Here is an 18309-nt window from a genome sequence, read left to right as displayed (position 1 = left end):
CTTTCGTGTTCGATGGGCGCGCCGGAGAAGGAGCAATGGCAATGCCGGCCACCATCCATGTCTGTCCCATGACGAGGGTCGAGGGGACCGTGACGTCTTCAGGTGCACGGCATCTGGTCTCGCTTCTTACTGCAGGAACAGATTTCGGGCGGCCGGCCTTGATCGCCGCCGAAAACCACCTGTGGCTGACCATGAACGATATCGTCGCGGCGCAGGACGGCCTGACACCGCCCGGCCGCGCCCATGTCGAGGCGCTGCTCGATTTCGCGCGGCGCTGGGATCGCGATGCGCCGCTGGTGATCAACTGCTTCGCCGGGATCAGCCGCTCGACGGCCGCGGCCTACATCGTTGCCGCGGCGCTGGCGCCCGGGCGCGACGAGCACGAGCTCGCCCGCACGCTGCGAGCGCTGTCGCCTTCGGCGACGCCCAATCTGTTGCTGGTCGGCCTGGCGGACGATCTGCTGAGGCGCGACGGCCGAATGGTCGCTGCGATTGCCGCAATCGGCCGCGGAGCGGAGGCTTTCGAGGGAACTCCCTTCGCGCTGCCGATCAGCTAGCGTTGCGGTTGCGGCATCCGCGCCCCGCTCGAGTGAATACGAGATGTTAGACACCGGCGGTGCGGTAACACTCTGATTTTCTAACGCTATTGTGACACCCGTATTCACCCTGCCAGTCGGGAAAGAGGAATACGGTTTCCGAAACCAATTGTCATTGGCCGTCGCCGCCGCTCCGCGTTAGGATTGGCACGGAGAGGGCGGAAAGCAGTGCATCCAGCACATCAACTCCTGCAACGGAGAGCCGCCATGAAAGTCAAGGACGCAATGCATCGGGGCGTCGAATGGGTCAGCCCCGAAACGCCGGTCGCCGAGCTCGCAAAGCTGATGCGGGATCAGGATATCGGCTCAATCCCCATCGGAGAAGACGACCGGCTGATCGGTATGGTCACCGACCGGGACATCGTCTGCAACGGGCTGGCGGAGGAAGACTTCGACGGTCGGAAAGCCACGGCGCGCGACGTCATGACCTCGGGCATACATTGCTGCCGTGAGGACGACGATCTCGCCAAGGCCGTCCGGCATATGGAAGAACTCAAGATCCGCAGACTGCCCGTCATCAACAAGAGCATGCGGATGGTCGGCATGCTCAGCATGGGCGACTTGAGCCGCGCGGCGCCCAGCGATCTGCTGTCGGAATGCATGAAGAGCGTTTCGGCGCACCATCACTGACCCGCGATCGCCCGGCGACGGTCACGCCGCCGGGCAAACCCCGCAGCGAGGCCTGCCCCTTCGAGACTGAGCCGGCGTTTCCACGGACGATCGCGGCTCGGTCTGGCCGCGCGTCGCGCCGGTCTGCGGCGTGCCGAGTATCGCAAAAAGGTGCCTTGATTTGGCCCGGCGTATCTGGGATGGCAAAGCGGCGCGGCGGCGAAGCCGCTCCGTCTTTCACACAGCGCCGGCCCGACATGATGATTGCGCGTACCCCGTTCTTCCGTGCCGGCTCAAACGTCGTTCTCGCCGGCATCCTGCTGATGCTTTTGGGCGACTTCCTGTTCGCGCTGAACGACGCCATGGGCAAATGGCTGGTCGCCAGCTTTTCGGTCGGCCAGGTGCTGCTGATCCGTTCGATCGGCGCCTTCATCGTGCTCGGTCCGATGATCGCGCGGCAGAGCGGAAGCGCCCTGTTCAAAGTCGAGCGTCCAGGCCTGCAACTGCTGCGCGTCGTCGCCGCGACGGCGGACACCGGATTGTTCTACGCGGCCGTCGCCTATCTGCCGCTCGCCGACGTCATGACCTTCTACATGGCCGGCCCCATCTATGTGGCGGCGATATCGCATCTGTTTCTCGGCGAGAAGGTCGGGTGGCGCCGCTGGGTGGCGATCCTGGCCGGATTCGGCGGCGTGGTGATCGCGCTGCGGCCGTCCTCGGCGTCGCTGTCGCTCGCCTCCTTGTTCGCCCTCGTGGGCAGTCTCTGCTTCGCCTTGAGCCTCGTCATGAACCGCGTGCTGAGAGCGACCAGCGACACGACGCTGGTCACCTGGCAGACGCTGGGCGCCCTTGTGGCGGGACTGGCCTTCACCATCGGCAGTTGGCGGACGCCGACGGCGCTCGACCTCTTCGCGATGCTGCTGCTCGGCATCGTTTCCTGCGCCGCGCATCTCATGATCACGCGTGCCCTGAAGCTCGCGCCGGCCTCGACGCTCGCGCCGCTGCAATACAGCCTGCTGCTATGGGCAGCCGTGTTCGGCCTGATCTTCTTCGGCGATGTGCCAGATACCCAGATTCTGATCGGGTCGGGCGTCATCGTCTTCGCCGGCCTGTTCATCTTCCACCGGCAGAAGGTCGTCGACAAGACCGTGCCCGTCGAGGCGGTGCCGCGCGACGGCCGTTGACGCCGAGGGAAGGAGGCCGCCGGTGAGGCAAGGAGAAAGATCAGGGCAGGGCGGCCCTTCGCGGCGCCTGGCCGCGATGCTGCTTGCAACCCTTATCCTGCCCGGCTCCGCTGTTGCCCAGCAGCCCGGGAGCAATTCGCCCGTCGGCACCTATCTCTGGTATCCGGAGCCCGGCGGGCCGAAATCGGATCAGGATTGCCGCGACCTTGTCGCCCGTGTCCAGCCGACCCGCGAAAAGGCGGAGATGTCGCTGTGGGGCACCATCCCCCAGAACGATCCGGCAGCGGGGTCCTTCTTCCTGCTTTTGTCGCCGACGCGCATGGAACCTACCTATGCGGCCGAGGGCGACTATGATTTCGGCGATGTCAGGCTGGGCGAGACGCGCGACGGCGAGACGCCGTTCGAGCTCACGCCGGACGATCATGAGGATGTCGTGATCAAAGGCACAGTCATCGCGAAACCGGGCGGCGAGATCGTGACGGTCATCCTGCGCGGCATTCCGCTCGATGGCGACACGACCAACAGAACCACCTATTTCTGCCGTTTCGAGGACCTCGGCACGGAGACCTGAGGCGCTGGAAGATGGCGCTGCCAGCGGATCAGATTGACCTCTCATAGTCCATTCGCCGCCGGTGCGTCCGGGTCGGCCTGAGACGTCGAGCCGCCCGCGCCGGGTCGATGCATGCGACCTTTTGCGCGCTGGCCAAAGTCCGTCGGCGCGCCAAAAGTGGTAGGTAGAATACCATTTAAATTCGCGCGCGGGATCGCCATCGACAGCTGCAAGACGTGATGACACAATCTCCATCGAATCCGTTGCGCGCCGGCAAGGCGGGCAGTCGTCGGGAACCGCAATCCAGGTTGTTTGGAGAGGCAACATGGACTTTGGCTGGCGGCCGCAGGCTGAACGTGTGCCTCTGTGCCGTCCATTCGGCATGGCTCCCGTCTCGTGTGCTCACCGGGCCGTCCGGCTCTCATTTCAGCGGCGTTGTCCGGACGGCTTCGTCTTCGGCGGCTTATCGAGGGGAGGGCATGCCGTGCGAATGACCTTCCACACCGACTATACGCTTCGGATGCTGATCTATCTGGCCATGCGCCCTGGCCGCGTCTCCACGGTCGGCGACGTCGCCGAGGCCTATCAACTGTCGCGCAACCACCTGCTCAAGGTCGCGCTCAAGCTTCGCAAGCTCGGACTGATCGCCACGGTCCGCGGCAGGGCTGGCGGCATCCGGATCGCCAAGCTCCCGGCAGAGATCAGCATCGGTGCGCTGGTGCGGGCCACCGAGGAGGAGTTTGCCCTCGTCGAGTGCCTTCAGGGGGACGGAGGCTGCTGCGCCATCTCTCCGGCCTGCCGGCTCAAGGGCATGTTCGGCGAGGCGCTGTCCGCCTATCTCGCGGTTCTCGACAGATACACGCTTGCCGACGTCGTCCGAAACAGGACGGCGCTGGAAACACTTCTCGGCGTCGACACGCACGCGGCTTGAGAGGAGGGGAAGGGATGTCCATGGCCTCACGGCTCACGATCGGCGAACGGCAGCTTGCACTGGTCATTCTCGCCCTTCTCGGACTAGGCGGCCTGGCGATGGCCGCGGCCGGGCGCAACGATCCGCTGGGAGCGCACGGCTTCGTCGTGCTCGCCTTCGCCGGCATCGTCGCTTTCGTCGTGCTGGCCGCCTACTATGCTCCGGAGCCGGACGCGACACGGCTGTCGCGCTATTACGACGACCCGACGAAAGTCGGCATCGTGCTGGCCATGATATGGGCCGTGATCGGGATGGCCGTCGGCGTATGGGTGGCCGCGCTGCTGGCATGGCCCGACATGACCATCGACGCCGCCTGGGCGAGCTTCGGCCGCCTGCGGCCCGTCCATACGAGTGGCGTCATCTTCGGCTTCGGCGGCAACGCCCTGATCGCGACATCCTTCCACGTCCTGCAGCGCACCTCGCGCGCAAGGCTGCCCGACCAGCTCAGCCCCTGGTTCGTCCTGCTCGGCTACAACCTGTTCTGCATCCTGGCCGCAAGCGGCTACCTGATGGGCCTAACCCAATCCAAGGAATATGCCGAGCCGGAGTGGTATGCCGATATCTGGTTGGTGGTCGTCTGGGTCGTCTACTTCCTGATCTACATCCGCACGCTTTCGCGCCGGAAGGAACCGCACATCTACGTCGCCAACTGGTACTACATGGCCTTCATCCTGGTCGTGGCGGTGCTGCACATCGTCAACAATCTCGCCGTGCCGGTGTCGTTCAGCCACGCCAAGAGCTATTCGCTCTTTTCCGGCGTGCAGGATGCGATGACGCAGTGGTGGTACGGCCACAATGCCGTGGCCTTCTTCCTCACCGCCGGCTTTCTCGGCATGTTGTATTACTACCTGCCTAAGCGCGCCGGCCGGCCGATCTTCTCCTACCGGCTCTCCATCATCAGCTTCTGGGGCATCACCTTCATGTATATGTGGGCCGGCTCGCACCATCTGCACTACACGGCATTGCCACAATGGGTGCAGACGCTCGGCATGACGTTCTCGGTCGTCCTGCTCGTTCCGTCCTGGGCGTCGGCGGGCAACGCGCTCGCCACGCTCAACGGCGCCTGGCACAAGGTGCGCGACGACGCCACGCTGCGCTTCATGATGGTGGCCGCGGTCTTCTATGGCCTGTCGACCTTCGAAGGCTCGTTCATGGCGATCCGCGCAGTCAATTCCCTATCTCACTATACCGACTGGACGGTCGGGCATGTCCACGCTGGCGCGCTCGGCTGGGTCGCCATGATCACCTTCGGCTCGATCTATGCCCTGGTGCCGTGGATGTGGAAGCGGGAGGCGATGTATTCTCCCAAGCTGGTCGAAGTCCACTTCTGGTTGGCGCTCTCCGGCACCATCATCTACGTCTTCGCGATGTGGAATTCCGGCATCATCCAGGGGCTGATGTGGCGCACCTACAATGAGAGCGGCACGCTGGCCTTCTCCTTCATCGACTCGCTTGTCGCCATGCACCCCTACTACATTGCGCGGACCATCGGCGGCCTGCTCTTCCTGCTCGGCGCGCTGGTGGGTTCCTACAATGTGTGGATGACCATCCGCAGCGCCCGCGGCGATCTCGCGACAACCGAGGGCGAGCCCGACGAACCCGTCGCGCCGCCTGCCGGCGCATTGCAGGCCGGGGAGTGACCGCGATGCCCGAATTCCATCGCAAGCTGGAGCGCAGCGCCATCGGCTTCGTGCTGGCCATCGTCGGCGTGTCCGCCATTGGCGGGCTCGTCGAGATCGCGCCGCTCTTCACCATCGATGAGACCGTCGAGCAGGCGCCCGACATGCGCGTCTATACGCCGCTCGAACTCGCCGGCCGCAACCTCTACATCCGCGAGGGCTGCTATGCCTGCCATTCGCAGATGATCCGCACACTGCGCGACGAGGTCGAACGCTACGGTCCTTACTCGCTGGCCGTGGAATCCAAATACGATCATCCGATGCTGTGGGGTTCGAAGCGCACCGGGCCCGACATTGCCCGCCTCGGCGGCAAATATTCTGACGCCTGGCATGTCGCCCACCTCATCAACCCGCGCGACGTCGTGCCGGAATCGGTGATGCCGAAATATGGCTGGCTCGCGCGCAATCCCCTGAAGATCGACGATCTGGGCGAGCATCTCGCCGCCCAGAGGGCGGTCGGCGTGCCGTACACCCAGGAAATGATCGACAGTGCCGCCAACGACGCCTACGGTCAGGCGACGCCTGACAGCAATTTCTCCAGCGGGGTCACCGAACGTTACGGTGAAGCCACCGCGGTGCGCGCATTCGACGGCGATGCCGCGCAGGTCACCGAGATGGATGCGATCGTGGCCTATCTCCAGATACTCGGTCGGCTGACCGATGCCGCGCAGCGTCAGGCCGCCAAGGTGGAGGAATGACGCCATGGAAATCGATCATGAGTCCGTCGTCGGCTTCGCGAAGAGTTGGGGCCTTTTCTACCTGATCGCCCTGGCGATCGGCGTGCTGATCTATGCATTCTGGCCTTCCAATAAAAAGCGCTTCGACCGCGCCAAGCGCAGCATCCTGGACAAGGACGACAAGCCGTGGAGCTAGGCAAGCAGGATCCCGTCACTGGCCGCATGACCACGGGACATGAATGGAACGGCATCGAGGAACTGGACACACCGGTGCCTCGTATCGTGCTGTTCTTCCTCGCGGCGGGAACGCTCTTTGCGGTGATCTACTGGATATTGATGCCGGCATGGCCACTGTGGTCGACCTATACGAAGGGGCTGCTCGGAAACGACCAGCGTGAAGTCGTGGCCAGGCAGGTCGAGGAAGCCGCGGCTGAGCGCGCCGCGTGGACCGATCGCGTCACGGCGGAGGGTTATGCCCAGATCGAAGCCGATCCGGCGCTGATGCAGAAAGTGCGCGAGACCGGACGCACGCTGTTCGACGACAATTGCGCGGTCTGCCATGGCGTGGCCGCCACCGGTGGGCCCGGCTTCCCATCCCTGGCAGCCAAGGCATGGCTGTGGGGCGGTGGCCCGGAAGCGATCGCGGAAACGATCCGGGTCGGTATCAATTCCACCGATCCCGATACTCGCGTTTCCCAGATGATGGCCTTCGGCAAGGACGGCGTACTCGACAGACGGCAGATTGGCGATGTCGTGGCATATGTGCAATCCTTGTCGCAAGGCGGAGGCGATACGGACCAGATCAAGGCCGGGCAGGAGGTCTTCATTGCCAATTGCGTCGCCTGCCACGGCGACGACGGCAAGGGCAAGCAGGACGTCGGAGCACCCGATCTCACCGACGACCACTGGATCTACGGCGGAGACACGCAGTCCATCTACACGTCGGTCTATTCGGGACGGCAGGGACATATGCCCCATTGGGGAAGCCGCCTCTCGCCGCTCGATATCAAGATCCTGGCGCTCTATGTGAGCACGCTGGGAAGCGCGGCGAAATGAGCGCGCCGGCCGAAACGGGTTCGCCACGGATCAACTGGAGGCTGCTCGCCCTGGCGATCGCCGCCGTCGGCATTGCCCTGGTGGCCGGGGCGAATGTGCATCTGGTCTATGTCGCGGTCGGCTCGCAGCCCGACTGCGTGCCGCATGCGAAGGTTGCCGGGGAGCCGGGCGCCTTCAGGGCGGCCAAGCCGGCCTGCTAGGAGGAAGTACGGCATGGGAACCATCGATCAAACCGGTACCGCGCTTCCGCCGCTCAGCGAGAGACGGCGCCGGAACCTGCCGGCTCGCGCCGCATTCGACTGGCTGCGTGCCGGCTGGCGTGATCTGACCACGCAACCCGGCCCGAGCCTTCTCTACGGCCTGGCCGTCTTTGCCGTGTCGATCGCCATCATATGGGGGCTTTTCGCGCTCGGGATCGACTACATCCTGTTTCCCGCGCTTGCGGGCTTCATGGTGGTCGGGCCGCTGCTCGCCATCGGGCTCTACCAGAAAAGCCGTGACATCGAAGCCGGCACACCGGTCGCGCTGAGCCGCATGATCTTCGTCAATGCCGCATCCGGCGCGCAGGTCTGGTACACCGGCGCGATCCTTTGCCTGCTGATGCTCACCTGGATGCGCGCCGCCGTGATCATCTACGCCCTGTTCTTCGGCCTGAGGCCGTTCCCGGGCCTCGACCATATCGCGGCCATGCTGTTCACGACTCCGGAAGGCTGGGGCATGCTGCTCGTCGGTTCGGTCGTTGGCGGGCTCTTCGCCGCCTTCTCCTTCGCCATCAGTACCTTTGCCGTGCCCATGCTGCTCGACGAACGGACGGATGCCTTCACCGCCATGGGCACGAGCATCTCGCTGGTCTGGAACAACCTGCCCGTGATGCTCGCCTGGGGAGCCATCGTGCTGGTGCTGTTCCTGCTCGGCGTCGCGACCGGATTGCTCGGCCTGATCGTGGTGTTTCCGCTACTCGGCCACGCAACCTGGCACAGCTACCGGGCGATCCATTGAGCTGTTGCGCGCCTGGCGCCGAAGCCGGCGCCGATCTGGGCGGCGCGCCGCGGCGCGAGGAGATCCGGCTCGCAAGCCGCGCCCTCGATGATGGCCTCAGGCAGACCGACCTTTCGGTCCCTGGCGTCCATTGCGCCAATTGCATCCGGGCGATCGAAGGCGGGCTCCGACGTTTGCCTGATGTGGTCCAGGTGCGGGTGAACCTGTCGACCCGACGCGTGGCGATCAAATGGCGCGGCGAAGAGCCTCCGCCCTTGATCGAGACCCTGGCTGAGCTCGGCTATTCCGCGCAACTGTTCGACGCAGGCGCCGAAACCGGCGATCCCGAGCTGTCGCGTCTGGTCCGGGCGCTCGCCGTCGCAGGCTTCTGCGCCATGAACATCATGCTGCTCTCGGTCTCCGTGTGGTCCGGTGCAGACCCCGAGACCCGTAATGCCTTCCATTCGATATCGGCACTCCTGGCCCTGCCGGCTCTCCTCTATTCCGGGTCGATCTTCTTCGGCTCCGCCTGGGGCGCTCTTCGCAAGGGCCGCACCAATATGGACGTGCCGATATCAATCGGTGTCGTGCTGGCCCTCGGCCTCAGCCTCTACGACACCATGCACAATGGAGAGCACGCTTACTTTGACGCGGCGACATCCCTCATCTTCTTTCTGTTGATCGGTCGCGTTCTTGATCACATGATGCGTGAGAAAGCGCGCGCTGCAGTGCGCGGGCTGATGCGGCTGGCTCCGCGCGGTGCAACGGTCCTGAGGGCGGATGGCAGCCTCGACTATCTTCCTGTCGACGAGATAAGACCTGGAATGCGCATCCGGCTTGCTATCGGCGACCGCGTGCCGGTCGACGGCAGGGTGGAGGAGGGGGCCTCCGAACTCGATTGCGCGATCGCGACCGGGGAAAGCAGCCCGCAGCGCGTTGCGGTCGGCGCGCCGGTCATCGCCGGAACGCTGAACCTCTCAGGGCCCTTGACCATTGTCGCCGAAGCCGGCGCGCAAGCATCGTTCCTCGCGGAGATGGTCCGCCTCATGGAGGCTGCCGAAGGCGGGCGGGCGCGCTACCGGCGGCTTGCCGATCGCGCCGCGCGGCTCTACGCGCCTGTCGTCCACGTCGCCGCCTTCCTGACGTTCCTGGGATGGATGGCGGCAACCGGCGACTGGCATCGATCGATCGGCGTCGCCATCGCGGTGCTGATCATCACATGCCCCTGCGCCCTGGGCCTCGCCGTCCCGATCGTGCAGGTCGTGGCCGCACGACGCCTGTTCGAGAACGGGATCATGGCGAGGGACGGTTCAGGCATCGAGCGCCTGGCCGAGATCGACATGGTGGTCTTCGACAAGACCGGCACGCTGACCTCGAGCGTACCGCGGCTGGCTGGCGTCTCGTCGATCGCGCCGGCAGCGCTCGCCACCGCCGCAGCCATGGCCGGTCATTCCCGCCACCCATTGTCGAAGGCACTGACGGCGGCCTCTGCCGGCAGGAACCTTCCCGACGTAGGGCTCTCCAATGTAACCGAACTTCCGGGCCTCGGCATCGAGGCGCGGGTCGACGGGGCGACCTTCCGTCTCGGCCGTGCCGATTGGGTTCTGTCCGACGACAACGCGGCACCTGGATTCGGAACAGTGCTCGGCGAGGGAGGGCGCCTTGTCGCGAGCTTCACCTTCGAGGATCGGGAGCGCACAGGTGCTTCCGAGGCCGTTGCGGCGCTGCGAAGGGAAGGGCTCGCGATGGAGATCCTCTCCGGCGACCGCGAGCCGGCGGTTGCCGCAATCGCGCGAAGGCTGGGCATCGGGCATCATATCGCCGGCCTCCTGCCCGCGGGAAAGGTCGACCGCCTGAAAGTCCTGGCCAAGGCCGGCCGCACCGTCCTGATGGTCGGGGACGGGCTGAACGACGCGCCCGCGCTCGCCGCGGCCCATGTCTCGATGGCACCGGCCAATGCCGCCGATATCGGCCGCAATGCAGCCGACTTCGTTTTCCTCCATGAAAGCCTCGGCGCGGTTGCGACAGCGACAGCCGTCGCACGCGAAGCCGGGAGGCTTGTGAGGCAGAACTTCGCCCTGGCGATCGCCTACAACGCGCTCGCCTTGCCGATCGCGATCGCCGGCCTGGTCACGCCACTGATTGCAGCTTTGGCGATGTCGCTGTCATCGATCGTCGTGGTCGCGAACGCGTTGAGGCTCAAGGCCGGAAGGCCGCAGAAGCCGGCCGCTGCAACCGGAGCGGCACGCCCGCGCGCCATTTCACCGCTGGCGGCAGCGGAATGAGCAGCCTGGTCTTCCTCATCCCGCTCGCGCTTCTCCTTGGCGGAGCGGCACTCGGAGCCTTCCTGTGGTCGCTGCGCAGCGGGCAGTATGACGATCTCGACGGGGCAGCCGAGCGCATCCTCCTCGACGACGAGGACGATTAGTCAGCGTTCCGGGGTCTCGTCGGTCACTCGGCGGCCGCGGATTTGTGCTCCTGATGCGCGCGGCGGATCCGCCGAACACCCCACCAGACCAGAAGCACGACCGGCGGGACGGCGGCGGCGGTAACCACTTCAGGGGCAATGGCGTGGTCCACCGCGGAAGCACCCTTGGCAATATAGCCGACGAGGCCGACCACGTAGTAGGAAACAGCCGCGACCGACAGGCCTTCGACCGTCTGCTGAAGCCGCAACTGAACCCGGGCGCGATTGTTCATCGAGGCGAGCAGATCCCGGTTCTGCTTCTCGACCTCGACGTCGACCCAGGTGCGCAGCAGCGTGGTGGCGCGCGTGAGCTTGCGCGACAGATTGGCCTGCCGTTCCTCGACCGACCGGCAGGTGCGCATGGCCGGCGCCACCCGGCGCTGCAGGAAGCCGGCCCAGGTGTCGTAACCGGGAACGACCGCTTCATCCAGCGCATCGAGCCTCTCGCGGACGATGCCGTCATAAGCGCGGCTGGCGCCGAAACGATAGAGGCTGGCCGCGGCATCGGCCTCGAGCTCGGCGGCAAGCTCGGTAAGGTCAGCGAGCAGCATCTGGCTGTCGCGCGCCTCGCTGGCCTTCATTTCCCGCGTGATCTGGGCGAGGCGATCCTCGATGCGGCGGACCCGGCCGGATAGCGAGAGCGCCATCGGCAGCCCGAGCATAGCCAGTGTGCGATAGGTCTCGATGTCGATGAGGCGCTGCGACAGAGCCCCGGTGCGCGCAGGCGTCATGCCGCGGTCGAGCACCAGGATGCGCGTCAGCCCGTCGCCGTCCTGCCGGAAATCGGTGACGATCGCCGCGGCGCCGTTTTCGACCACGGAGTAGCATAAGCTCGTCGGATCGAAGCCTGCAATCAGCTTTTCTCCGGCCGGCGTCCATTTGCGGATCTCGAGCCTGATGCCCGAGATCACCGCCCCGGGAGGGCTGAAGCCATTGCCGAAAGGAGAATCCTCGTCGGACCGGCCCGTCTCGCCGAGCGGCCCTTCCCAGAGATAGGTCGAGAACTCGGTATGCCGCTCCCAGCGGACCGACCCTTGCCCCCATTTCATCGCGTGATGTCGCGCCTGGCGGTCGGGCGCGGCTATGCCGAGCCTGCGCGACAGCTCGGAAAGCACCGCGTGATCCACGCCCGAGCCGGCCTCGGTCATGAAGGAGAGCTGGATCAGGACGCGCGGCGTCTCGACCAGCGGGTGCGGACGGGAATGGACCTCGCCGAGCGCGCCGGGGCGCTCTCCATGCGCCGGAAAGCCCATGACGCTGCCGGTCGCGCGCGGCAGGAATTCGAAAGACGACGGCCTGGCAGTCATCAATGGATTCCTCGATGGTCGGATCGGCGAGGCTCTAGAGAAGATTGCCTCCGCACGCAAACGCCAAATCAGCGCGCGCTGAAGAGCCGCAGGCTCCTTGCCGTCCGCGGGGTGTGCGGGCTCCCGACGGGCTTTCGCGGCCAGCGAGTGCGGGGAAGGGCGGCAAGCCCGTACTCAACCCCTCGCCGGTCGAGCCAAGTCATCCGCGGCAGCCGATCGGCCAGTACCGTCTAGAGAATCGGACTTTTGTCGTATTTTCAGGCAATTATGGACGACAGCGCAATCACTTCCTTCAAGGCAGGTCTACCGGCGCCAGCATCTTGCGACCTATGGCAATGACGCCCAAATTGTGGCCTATGAACAATACCTTGTCGATCAACAATAAGGTTACGGACGAATTGATGTTGCGAACGGACACGATCGCCGCCGATGGGCCCGTTTGGCGGTGATCGGTAATCGGCCTTCGAGATCGACCCGCCGCATACGGCCCAACCATTTGGCAGAAGATCGCGGCGCTCTCTGTGTCCGAGAAACCACAACCTCGCGACCGGCCGACGGTCGCGTGACCTATTGGAAGCGACCATTGGCCATGCAGCACGTGTTCGACCAGTCGAGCCACGGGAGAAAAACCCAGGGCGATTGGCTTGGCACCAAGCCAGGGTCACGGCTTTCAGTTCCATAATCTATCTTATGCGACTTCGATGGGCGCACCTTGCATTAAATCTCGTGACCTTGCAGGCTCAGCTCAACCATCATCGAGACCAAAAAGAAATGACCGCCTCACCTTCCTTTCTCGGCTTTCCCGATCGCCTCGCGGAAGGCCGCATGCCCCGTGCGGTGATCTTCGGAGCCGGTCACGGCAGCACTTATCCCGGCAAGGACAGCAGTGGCTATGCCTTGGCCGCCGACGCTATCCGCGCCGCGAGCCAGGTCGATGCCGCGCTCGTCGAGCACTGGGATTTCGATCTCGGCGGCCCGCTGTTCGACGGCAAGCCGGTCTGCTGCATCGACGCCGGCGACATCCCGACCACCATGCATGACAATGCCGGCAACCGGGCCCGGATCGCGGCGAAGACGCGCGAGGTCCTGGCATTGGCGGCCGTACCGATCCTGCTCGGCGGCGACGATTCCGTGCCCATTCCCTTCCTCGCCGGCTTTGCGGATCACGGCCCGGTCTGGGTCCTGCAGATCGATGCCCATATAGACTGGCGCGACGAGTTGCATGGCGAACGCTACGGCTATTCGAACCCGATGCGCCGAGCGAGCGAAATGCCACATGTCGCCGGCATCGTGCAGGTCGGCATCCGTGGCGTGGGCAGCGCACGTCTCACTGAAATCGAAGCGGCGCGGCACTATGGCGCCCGCTTCGTGACCGCCCGCGAGGTTCACGCCCAGGGCGTCGAAGCCGCTCTCCGGCATATTCCGAAAGGAGCGCGGATCGTCGTCACCCTCGACTGCGACGGCCTCGATCCCGGCATCATGCCGGGCGTGGCTGGGCGTACGCCCGGCGGCCTCACCTACACGCAGGTGATCGACCTGATCGCGGGCCTCTGCAGGCGGGCCAGGATCACAGGATTCGACCTTGTCGAACTCTATCCTCCCGCCGACATTGACGGCCTGTCGGCCCTGACTGCCGCGCGCCTTCTCGTCAATGTGATCGGCACCATCGTCAGGCAGGTTTGAAACCCGGCCGCCTCTCGCTTTCAGGCTCTCAGAGCTATAGCCGGAAGTTGGCTGGTCGTGCTTGCGCAATCCCAACCAGCTGACGCCCCGATCGTCGGCTCTGGTCGGCACCAGGAAGGCGCGTCACTGTCGCACTTTGCCGCGCCCTACCCTCTGGTCGGCGCGTCATTCCGGAAGACCCGCCTTGCGGAAGCCATCGACGAAATGCTCGAGCGTCGCAGCGTCGCGGAACGGCTCCTTCGAGGCCCAGTGGCGGGTCGTGAAATGCGGGTTGGCGACCAAAAAAAGTTCGACCTCTGCGCGCGCCTCGTCGAGCCGGCCCAGTTGGGCAAGGCTTGCCGCCAGGAAACGGCGTGAGCTCGTACGATAAGTCTCGTCCTTGCGCAGTGTCTCGACGGCAGCCTCGTATTCGCCGGCCGCATATTGCGCCTGGCCGAGCGTCAGATAGTACCAACTTGCCGGAAACGGGTTCAGCCGGAACGCCTTGCGACTGTGCTCGAGGCCCTCCTCGACCCGCCCGGCAAGGACCGCAATGTCGGATAACGCCGCCCAGGTGTCGGCCTCGTTCGGGTCGAGTTCGATCGCCCTGGCGAATTCCGCATCCGCCTCGGCGAAGCTGCGCTCATAGGCAAGCAGATACGCCAGGACCCAGCGGCTACCTGCATCGTTGGGATCGATCGCAACGGCTTTGCGCGCCAGTTCCAAGGCAACCCTGCGGCTGGATTCGGCCGGTCCGCCGCTATGCACCCATCCCATCCAGTGGTTCATGGCGAGCCAGCGATGGGCCTCGGCATATCCCGGATCGAGCGAAACCGCACGCGTGAGCATCAGATGCGCTTCTCGGGCCGTCTGCGGCGTATCATCCATCAGCTTGCGCGCCCGCACGCAGAGATCATAGGCCTCGATATTTTTGGGCCGGTTGCGGGGCGGCGGTGTGCGCAGCCGTCCGAGCAACGCCTCCACGATCTTGCCCGTGACCTCGTCCTGAACGGCAAAGATATCCTCCAGGCTGCGATCGAAACGTTCCGCCCAGAGATGATCGCCACTCGCTGCGTCGACCAGTTGGGCATTGATGCGCACGCGCCCCGCGGCGCGTCGTGCGCTGCCCTGCAGCAGGTAGCGTACGCCGAGTTCCTCAGCGATTCCGCGCACGTCCATCGCCTTTCCCTTGTAGGCGAAGGCCGAGTTGCGCGCGATGACGAACAGGCCTGACCTGGAGAGGTCGGTGATCAGGTCTTCGGTCAACCCATCCGCGAACGATTCCTGCTCGGGATCGTTGCCGACATTGACGAAGGGCAGCACGGCTATCGATGGTTTGTCCGGCAGCGGCAAATGCTTTCGCTTCGCGCCACCGAGCGTTTCCGTTGCCCCCGTGAAGCGGTAGCCGACGCGCGGAACCGTGGCGATCCATTCACCGCCGTCGGCGGCCGGACCAAGCAGCTTTCGCAGCGCCGCAATCTGGACGGTGAGGTTGCCTTCCTCCACTGCCGTGCCCGGCCACGCCGCGTCCATCAGTTCGACCTTGGCCAGGATCTCGCCGGATCGTCCGACGAGCGCCGCAAGCAGCTTCAGCCCGCGATAGCCGACGGCAACGGGGACATCGTTCCGAAGGAGCGTTCCGGCACCCGGATCGAGCACGAACGGACCAAAGGCAAAGCGCGATCCCTGCATGCGGCGCATCTATAGCCGGTTTGGAAGTTTTTGGAACTATTCGGGCGAGCTTAATGACGCCGCCGTTCGTATCCCGCAGCTTCTGTCCGAGCGAGGGGCTGCCCCAGCACCCTCAATCCATATGGAGGTTGCCATGAACGATACCATCGCGTCGGCCCCGCACCAGGGCGGCGCGAAGTCTGCCGAAAGCGCGACGCGAGAGAATCGGATGCCATGGGCCGCGATGGCGGGCATCATCGCGACCGTCACGGTGTTCGCCGTGGCACAGGGGCTGACCTATCCGCTGCTCAGTTTCATCCTGGAGCGGCAGGGAATGACATCAGGCCTGATCGGCTTGTCGGCGGCGATGACGCCGCTGGGTTTCGTCGTATCCGCGCCCCTCATTCCGGCGCTGGCGCGGCGAGTGGGCGGGACGCGGCTTGCGATCCTGTGTTCGATCCTGGCCGCGCTCACCCTGATCGCGATTGCCCTGATGCAGGACGTCTGGGCCTGGATGCCGCTCCGCTTCCTGCTCGGTTTCTTCGCCAACCCGCTTTACGTTATCAGCGAAACCTGGCTGATCTCGATCGCGCCCGCGTCACGCCGGGGCCGCATCATGGGCCTCTATTCGTCGGTCGTTTCGGGCGGCGTCGCCATCGGCCCGCTGTCGCTCGGCCTGGTCGGCACGCAGGGTTGGCCGCCCTTCATGATCGGCATCGTGTCCTTCCTTCTTTGCGGCCTGATCGTGCTTGCGGTCGTACCGCGCCTGCCTGGCATGCCGCATGAAGGCGGGGCAACATCGGTCGTCGGCTTCTTCGCACTGGCGCCGCTCCTCTTGTTCGCGGTTTTCGCAGCAGCCGCCTTCGAGCAGGTCCTGCTTTCCTTGTTCGCTGTCTATGGCGCCGCGCTCGGCAGCGCCGAGGAGCGTATGGCTTCGCTTATCGGCAGTTTCATCGCAGGCAATGCCGCGCTGCAGATTCTGCTCGGGCGCCTGGCCGAACAGTCTGGCTCGACGCGGACGATGTTATTCTGTGTCCTGGCTTCGCTGGCCGGCTGCCTGCTGCTGCCGTCGATCTTCAACACCTGGCTCGTCTGGCCGGTCGTTTTCGTCTGGGGCGGGGTCTCGTTCGGGATCTACACCATGTCGCTGATCCAGCTCGGCGAGCGTTTCACCGGTCAAGCCTTGGTCGCCGGTACAGCGGCCTTCGCGTTCGTATGGGGCACCGGCGGCATCGTGGGCTCGCCCGCGACGGGACTGGCGATGCAACTGATCGGACATCAGGGGCTGCCATCATTCCTTGGCCTGCTGTGCTGCGTACTGGCGGTGTTTCTGTTGGCGAAGAGACGGCGGTTCTGATCGAGGCGCTTGCCCCGTGCCGCGTCGAAATGCGTGCGGCCGCGCCTGCTTCCATCTGAACCGCCGTTGCTGACGGGACCAGCCCACCGTTCCCCTTCAGACGAGCAGGTGACCGGCCTGGCGCAAAAGCGTGCGGGTTTTTTCCGCGTCCGTCGTCTTCACCAGAAGATGGTCGCCATCGAAGGTCGACACGACGAACACGCCGACGCCGTTCGAGGACAACGGCTCGATCACCGACAAGATGATGCCGGTCTCGCCGAATCCGAACGGCCCCTGAAGCTTGAAGCACGACCAGCCGTCATCGAACTTGACGCCATCGGGCACACGCTCACGCTGGCACACGACGGATAGTTCGTCATCGGTGCGGCTTATGCTGACGAACCCGTCGCCATCGGCCCACAATGGGACTGGAAGGTGATTTTCCAGACGCGAAACCGCGTATTCTCCCGGGAGTTGCCTAAGAGTGATGCTCATGCCCGGAAGGCATCGCATCCTCCACAAATCGTTGCAATGGGCCCTTGGAGCCCAAGCGGTGCTGGGACGGTCGATGTAGTATCAGCCCCAGGTCAGCGGGTCGAGCCGGAGAGAGAAGGCAAGTCGTTCGTTGTCCGGTCTCGCGATCCCCAGAGTGTCGAACAGGATTGAAAAAGCCTGCTCGGCCTGAGCCTTTATCGTCCAGTTCCCCCCGGCATTCGCAACCATCAAGGCCAGATCGGCATAGCGGTCCCCTCCTCCGAGTCGCCCGAGATCGATCATGCCCGTGCATCGGAGGTTCGCACGAGAAACCATGAAGTTCGGCATGCAGGGATCGCCATGACGGACGACGCGGTCGGCGACTTCCTGATCGAGCCGGACCGGGAGTTCGCGTTCAATACGGGCCAGCAGCTCGAGCGCGGGCTTGCCCGCGCACAGCATCGACGACGCGGCCGGTATAGATCGTGTTTCAGTGAATGATGATGTCGGTGACGACCAGGTTGAGGGCCGACGCACATTGATTTCGTCTCGGCCCGGCTGCGGGGCCTTCCCCGTAGATGCCGACGCCGTGGCACATCACGACCTCTTTCCGGCGTTGCGGCGTCAGTTCCCAAGGGGGATCTCGACAGCTTCTGATTGCGTGGTATCCGGACGAGATGCCCGGATACCATCTTGCAATCACGCGAGAACATTCTCGACGGGCGTCGCAATCTCTCGGAAATAATCGACCCGACCATCGCTTTCGTGGGCGAGGATCCAAGTCTGGCCAATGACTTCGCGGTTGCGCACGGGATAAAGGAACTGCTGACGAAAACTCGAAAGCGTCCAACCGTTGCCGAGCTCCTGCGTGTCAAGAGAGAGGATGCGTGTCCCGCCCTCGAACACTTCGCTCGCCAGGCGCTGAAGGACCGCGTGGAATTCGGCGCGGCCGAGGCAGCGCTGCCAAGAGACATCCACGTCGTCACCACGATAGTGCTCGATCCGAAGATCGAAATCATCTGTCGTTACCGCATCCATACTCTCCAGGTCGCCGCGCTCGAATGCGCGCAGCAGGTTATCGATTGCAGGCATA

The 18309-nt window shown here is 64.7% G+C and carries 19 protein-coding genes and 1 pseudogene; 15 read left to right on the top strand and 5 right to left on the bottom strand.

Translation table 11 applies throughout. The features are described from left to right. The first annotated feature begins 35 nt into the window (after positions 1-35). The 13 genes from JN280_RS23555 (at position 36) to ccoS (ending at position 10727) form a co-directional block, all read left to right on the top strand. Positions 36-557, top strand: coding sequence for a tyrosine phosphatase family protein (locus tag JN280_RS23555; protein ID WP_244741967.1), 522 nt, complete (start codon positions 36-38; stop codon positions 555-557). Between the two features lie 246 nt (positions 558-803). Further along, positions 804-1226: a CBS domain-containing protein gene (locus tag JN280_RS23550; RefSeq protein ID WP_202305810.1), complete on the top strand. Its 423-nt coding sequence runs from the start codon at positions 804-806 to the stop codon at positions 1224-1226. A gap of 239 nt (positions 1227-1465) precedes the next feature. Further along, positions 1466-2389, top strand: a complete 924-nt coding sequence (locus tag JN280_RS23545) for a DMT family transporter (RefSeq protein WP_202315001.1) — start codon at positions 1466-1468, stop codon at positions 2387-2389. A 22-nt stretch (positions 2390-2411) separates the two neighbouring features. Then, the gene (locus JN280_RS23540) at positions 2412-2960 is read left to right on the top strand and encodes a hypothetical protein (protein WP_202305808.1); all 549 of its coding nucleotides are present in this window, start codon (positions 2412-2414) and stop codon (positions 2958-2960) included. 469 nt (positions 2961-3429) lie between these two features. Beyond that, positions 3430-3870, top strand: a complete 441-nt coding sequence (locus tag JN280_RS23535; protein WP_274609101.1) for an RrF2 family transcriptional regulator — start codon at positions 3430-3432, stop codon at positions 3868-3870. A 20-nt stretch (positions 3871-3890) separates the two neighbouring features. Then, positions 3891-5549 (top strand): cytochrome-c oxidase, cbb3-type subunit I, encoded by a 1659-nt coding sequence (gene ccoN / locus JN280_RS23530; protein WP_202305798.1) that lies wholly within the window; start codon positions 3891-3893, stop codon positions 5547-5549. Between the two features lie 5 nt (positions 5550-5554). After that, positions 5555-6286, top strand: a complete 732-nt coding sequence (gene ccoO / locus JN280_RS23525; RefSeq protein WP_202305794.1) for a cytochrome-c oxidase, cbb3-type subunit II — start codon at positions 5555-5557, stop codon at positions 6284-6286. 4 nt (positions 6287-6290) lie between these two features. Then, positions 6291-6461: a cbb3-type cytochrome c oxidase subunit 3 gene (locus tag JN280_RS23520; protein ID WP_202305788.1), complete on the top strand. Its 171-nt coding sequence runs from the start codon at positions 6291-6293 to the stop codon at positions 6459-6461. Continuing rightward, positions 6452-7321, top strand: a complete 870-nt coding sequence (gene ccoP, locus JN280_RS23515; protein ID WP_202305786.1) for a cytochrome-c oxidase, cbb3-type subunit III — start codon at positions 6452-6454, stop codon at positions 7319-7321. Before JN280_RS23520 ends, ccoP begins: the two co-directional genes overlap by 10 nt. Beyond that, entirely contained in the window at positions 7318-7521 is a 204-nt protein-coding gene (locus tag JN280_RS23510; protein WP_202305783.1) for a hypothetical protein, read from the top strand. The genes ccoP and JN280_RS23510 overlap by 4 nt, the downstream gene beginning before the upstream one ends. 13 nt (positions 7522-7534) lie before the next feature. Next, positions 7535-8320, top strand: a complete 786-nt coding sequence (locus tag JN280_RS23505; protein WP_202305782.1) for a DUF2189 domain-containing protein — start codon at positions 7535-7537, stop codon at positions 8318-8320. Further along, a complete protein-coding gene (locus JN280_RS23500) occupies positions 8317-10584 on the top strand; it encodes a heavy metal translocating P-type ATPase (RefSeq protein ID WP_202305781.1) in 2268 nt (755 codons plus the stop codon). Before JN280_RS23505 ends, JN280_RS23500 begins: the two co-directional genes overlap by 4 nt. Further along, entirely contained in the window at positions 10581-10727 is a 147-nt protein-coding gene (gene ccoS, locus JN280_RS23495) for a cbb3-type cytochrome oxidase assembly protein CcoS (protein ID WP_202305780.1), read from the top strand. Before JN280_RS23500 ends, ccoS begins: the two co-directional genes overlap by 4 nt. Before the next feature lie 23 nt (positions 10728-10750). Here the strand turns inward: ccoS and JN280_RS23490 are convergent, their stop codons facing one another. Then, entirely contained in the window at positions 10751-12073 is a 1323-nt protein-coding gene (locus tag JN280_RS23490) for a DUF3422 family protein (RefSeq protein WP_202305778.1), read from the bottom strand. 771 nt (positions 12074-12844) lie between these two features. Between JN280_RS23490 and JN280_RS23485 the strand changes: the two genes are divergently transcribed. Then, a complete protein-coding gene (locus JN280_RS23485) occupies positions 12845-13756 on the top strand; it encodes an agmatinase (protein WP_202305777.1) in 912 nt (303 codons plus the stop codon). Between the two features lie 165 nt (positions 13757-13921). Here the strand turns inward: JN280_RS23485 and JN280_RS23480 are convergent, their stop codons facing one another. Continuing rightward, on the bottom strand, positions 13922-15427 hold the full coding sequence (locus JN280_RS23480) for a winged helix-turn-helix domain-containing tetratricopeptide repeat protein (protein WP_202305776.1): 1506 nt from the start codon (positions 15425-15427) through the stop codon (positions 13922-13924). Positions 15428-15560: 133 nt separating this feature from the next. Between JN280_RS23480 and JN280_RS23475 the strand changes: the two genes are divergently transcribed. Next, entirely contained in the window at positions 15561-16763 is a 1203-nt protein-coding gene (locus tag JN280_RS23475; protein ID WP_202305775.1) for an MFS transporter, read from the top strand. Positions 16764-16859: 96 nt separating this feature from the next. Here JN280_RS23475 and JN280_RS23470 read toward each other — a convergent pair whose 3' ends face one another. The 3 genes and pseudogenes from JN280_RS23470 to JN280_RS23460 all read right to left on the bottom strand — a co-directional run bounded on the left by JN280_RS23470 (position 16860) and on the right by JN280_RS23460 (position 18308). Then, complete coding sequence (locus JN280_RS23470; RefSeq protein WP_202305773.1) at positions 16860-17237, bottom strand: ACT domain-containing protein; 378 nt, start codon at positions 17235-17237, stop codon at positions 16860-16862. 81 nt (positions 17238-17318) lie between these two features. After that, positions 17319-17660: pseudogene (locus JN280_RS23465) on the bottom strand (phosphotransferase); the annotation flags it as partial. 255 nt (positions 17661-17915) lie between these two features. Continuing rightward, positions 17916-18308 (bottom strand): hypothetical protein, encoded by a 393-nt coding sequence (locus JN280_RS23460; protein ID WP_202305769.1) that lies wholly within the window; start codon positions 18306-18308, stop codon positions 17916-17918. Position 18309: the final 1 nt, after the last annotated feature.

The sequence above is a fragment of the Mesorhizobium sp. L-8-10 genome, assembly GCF_016756635.1.
Taxonomy (GTDB): Bacteria; Pseudomonadota; Alphaproteobacteria; order Rhizobiales; family Rhizobiaceae.
This window is presented reverse-complemented; position numbering and strand designations above follow the sequence as displayed.

Excerpts from the sequence above, each read along its gene's own strand:
- JN280_RS23555 (WP_244741967.1), top strand. The coding sequence starts at position 36 with ATGGCAATGCCGGCCACCATCCATGTCTGTCCCATGACGAGGGTCGAG.
- JN280_RS23550 (WP_202305810.1), top strand. The coding sequence starts at position 804 with ATGAAAGTCAAGGACGCAATGCATCGGGGCGTCGAATGGGTCAGCCCC.
- JN280_RS23545 (WP_202315001.1), top strand. The coding sequence starts at position 1,466 with ATGATTGCGCGTACCCCGTTCTTCCGTGCCGGCTCAAACGTCGTTCTC.
- JN280_RS23535 (WP_274609101.1), top strand. The coding sequence starts at position 3,430 with ATGACCTTCCACACCGACTATACGCTTCGGATGCTGATCTATCTGGCC.
- ccoN (WP_202305798.1), top strand. The coding sequence starts at position 3,891 with ATGGCCTCACGGCTCACGATCGGCGAACGGCAGCTTGCACTGGTCATT.
- ccoO (WP_202305794.1), top strand. The coding sequence starts at position 5,555 with ATGCCCGAATTCCATCGCAAGCTGGAGCGCAGCGCCATCGGCTTCGTG.
- JN280_RS23520 (WP_202305788.1), top strand. The coding sequence starts at position 6,291 with ATGGAAATCGATCATGAGTCCGTCGTCGGCTTCGCGAAGAGTTGGGGC.
- JN280_RS23510 (WP_202305783.1), top strand. The coding sequence starts at position 7,318 with ATGAGCGCGCCGGCCGAAACGGGTTCGCCACGGATCAACTGGAGGCTG.
- JN280_RS23505 (WP_202305782.1), top strand. The coding sequence starts at position 7,535 with ATGGGAACCATCGATCAAACCGGTACCGCGCTTCCGCCGCTCAGCGAG.
- ccoS (WP_202305780.1), top strand. The coding sequence starts at position 10,581 with ATGAGCAGCCTGGTCTTCCTCATCCCGCTCGCGCTTCTCCTTGGCGGA.
- JN280_RS23490 (WP_202305778.1), bottom strand. The coding sequence starts at position 12,073 with ATGACTGCCAGGCCGTCGTCTTTCGAATTCCTGCCGCGCGCGACCGGC.
- JN280_RS23485 (WP_202305777.1), top strand. The coding sequence starts at position 12,845 with ATGACCGCCTCACCTTCCTTTCTCGGCTTTCCCGATCGCCTCGCGGAA.
- JN280_RS23480 (WP_202305776.1), bottom strand. The coding sequence starts at position 15,427 with ATGCAGGGATCGCGCTTTGCCTTTGGTCCGTTCGTGCTCGATCCGGGT.
- JN280_RS23475 (WP_202305775.1), top strand. The coding sequence starts at position 15,561 with ATGAACGATACCATCGCGTCGGCCCCGCACCAGGGCGGCGCGAAGTCT.
- JN280_RS23470 (WP_202305773.1), bottom strand. The coding sequence starts at position 17,237 with ATGAGCATCACTCTTAGGCAACTCCCGGGAGAATACGCGGTTTCGCGT.
- JN280_RS23460 (WP_202305769.1), bottom strand. The coding sequence starts at position 18,308 with ATGCCTGCAATCGATAACCTGCTGCGCGCATTCGAGCGCGGCGACCTG.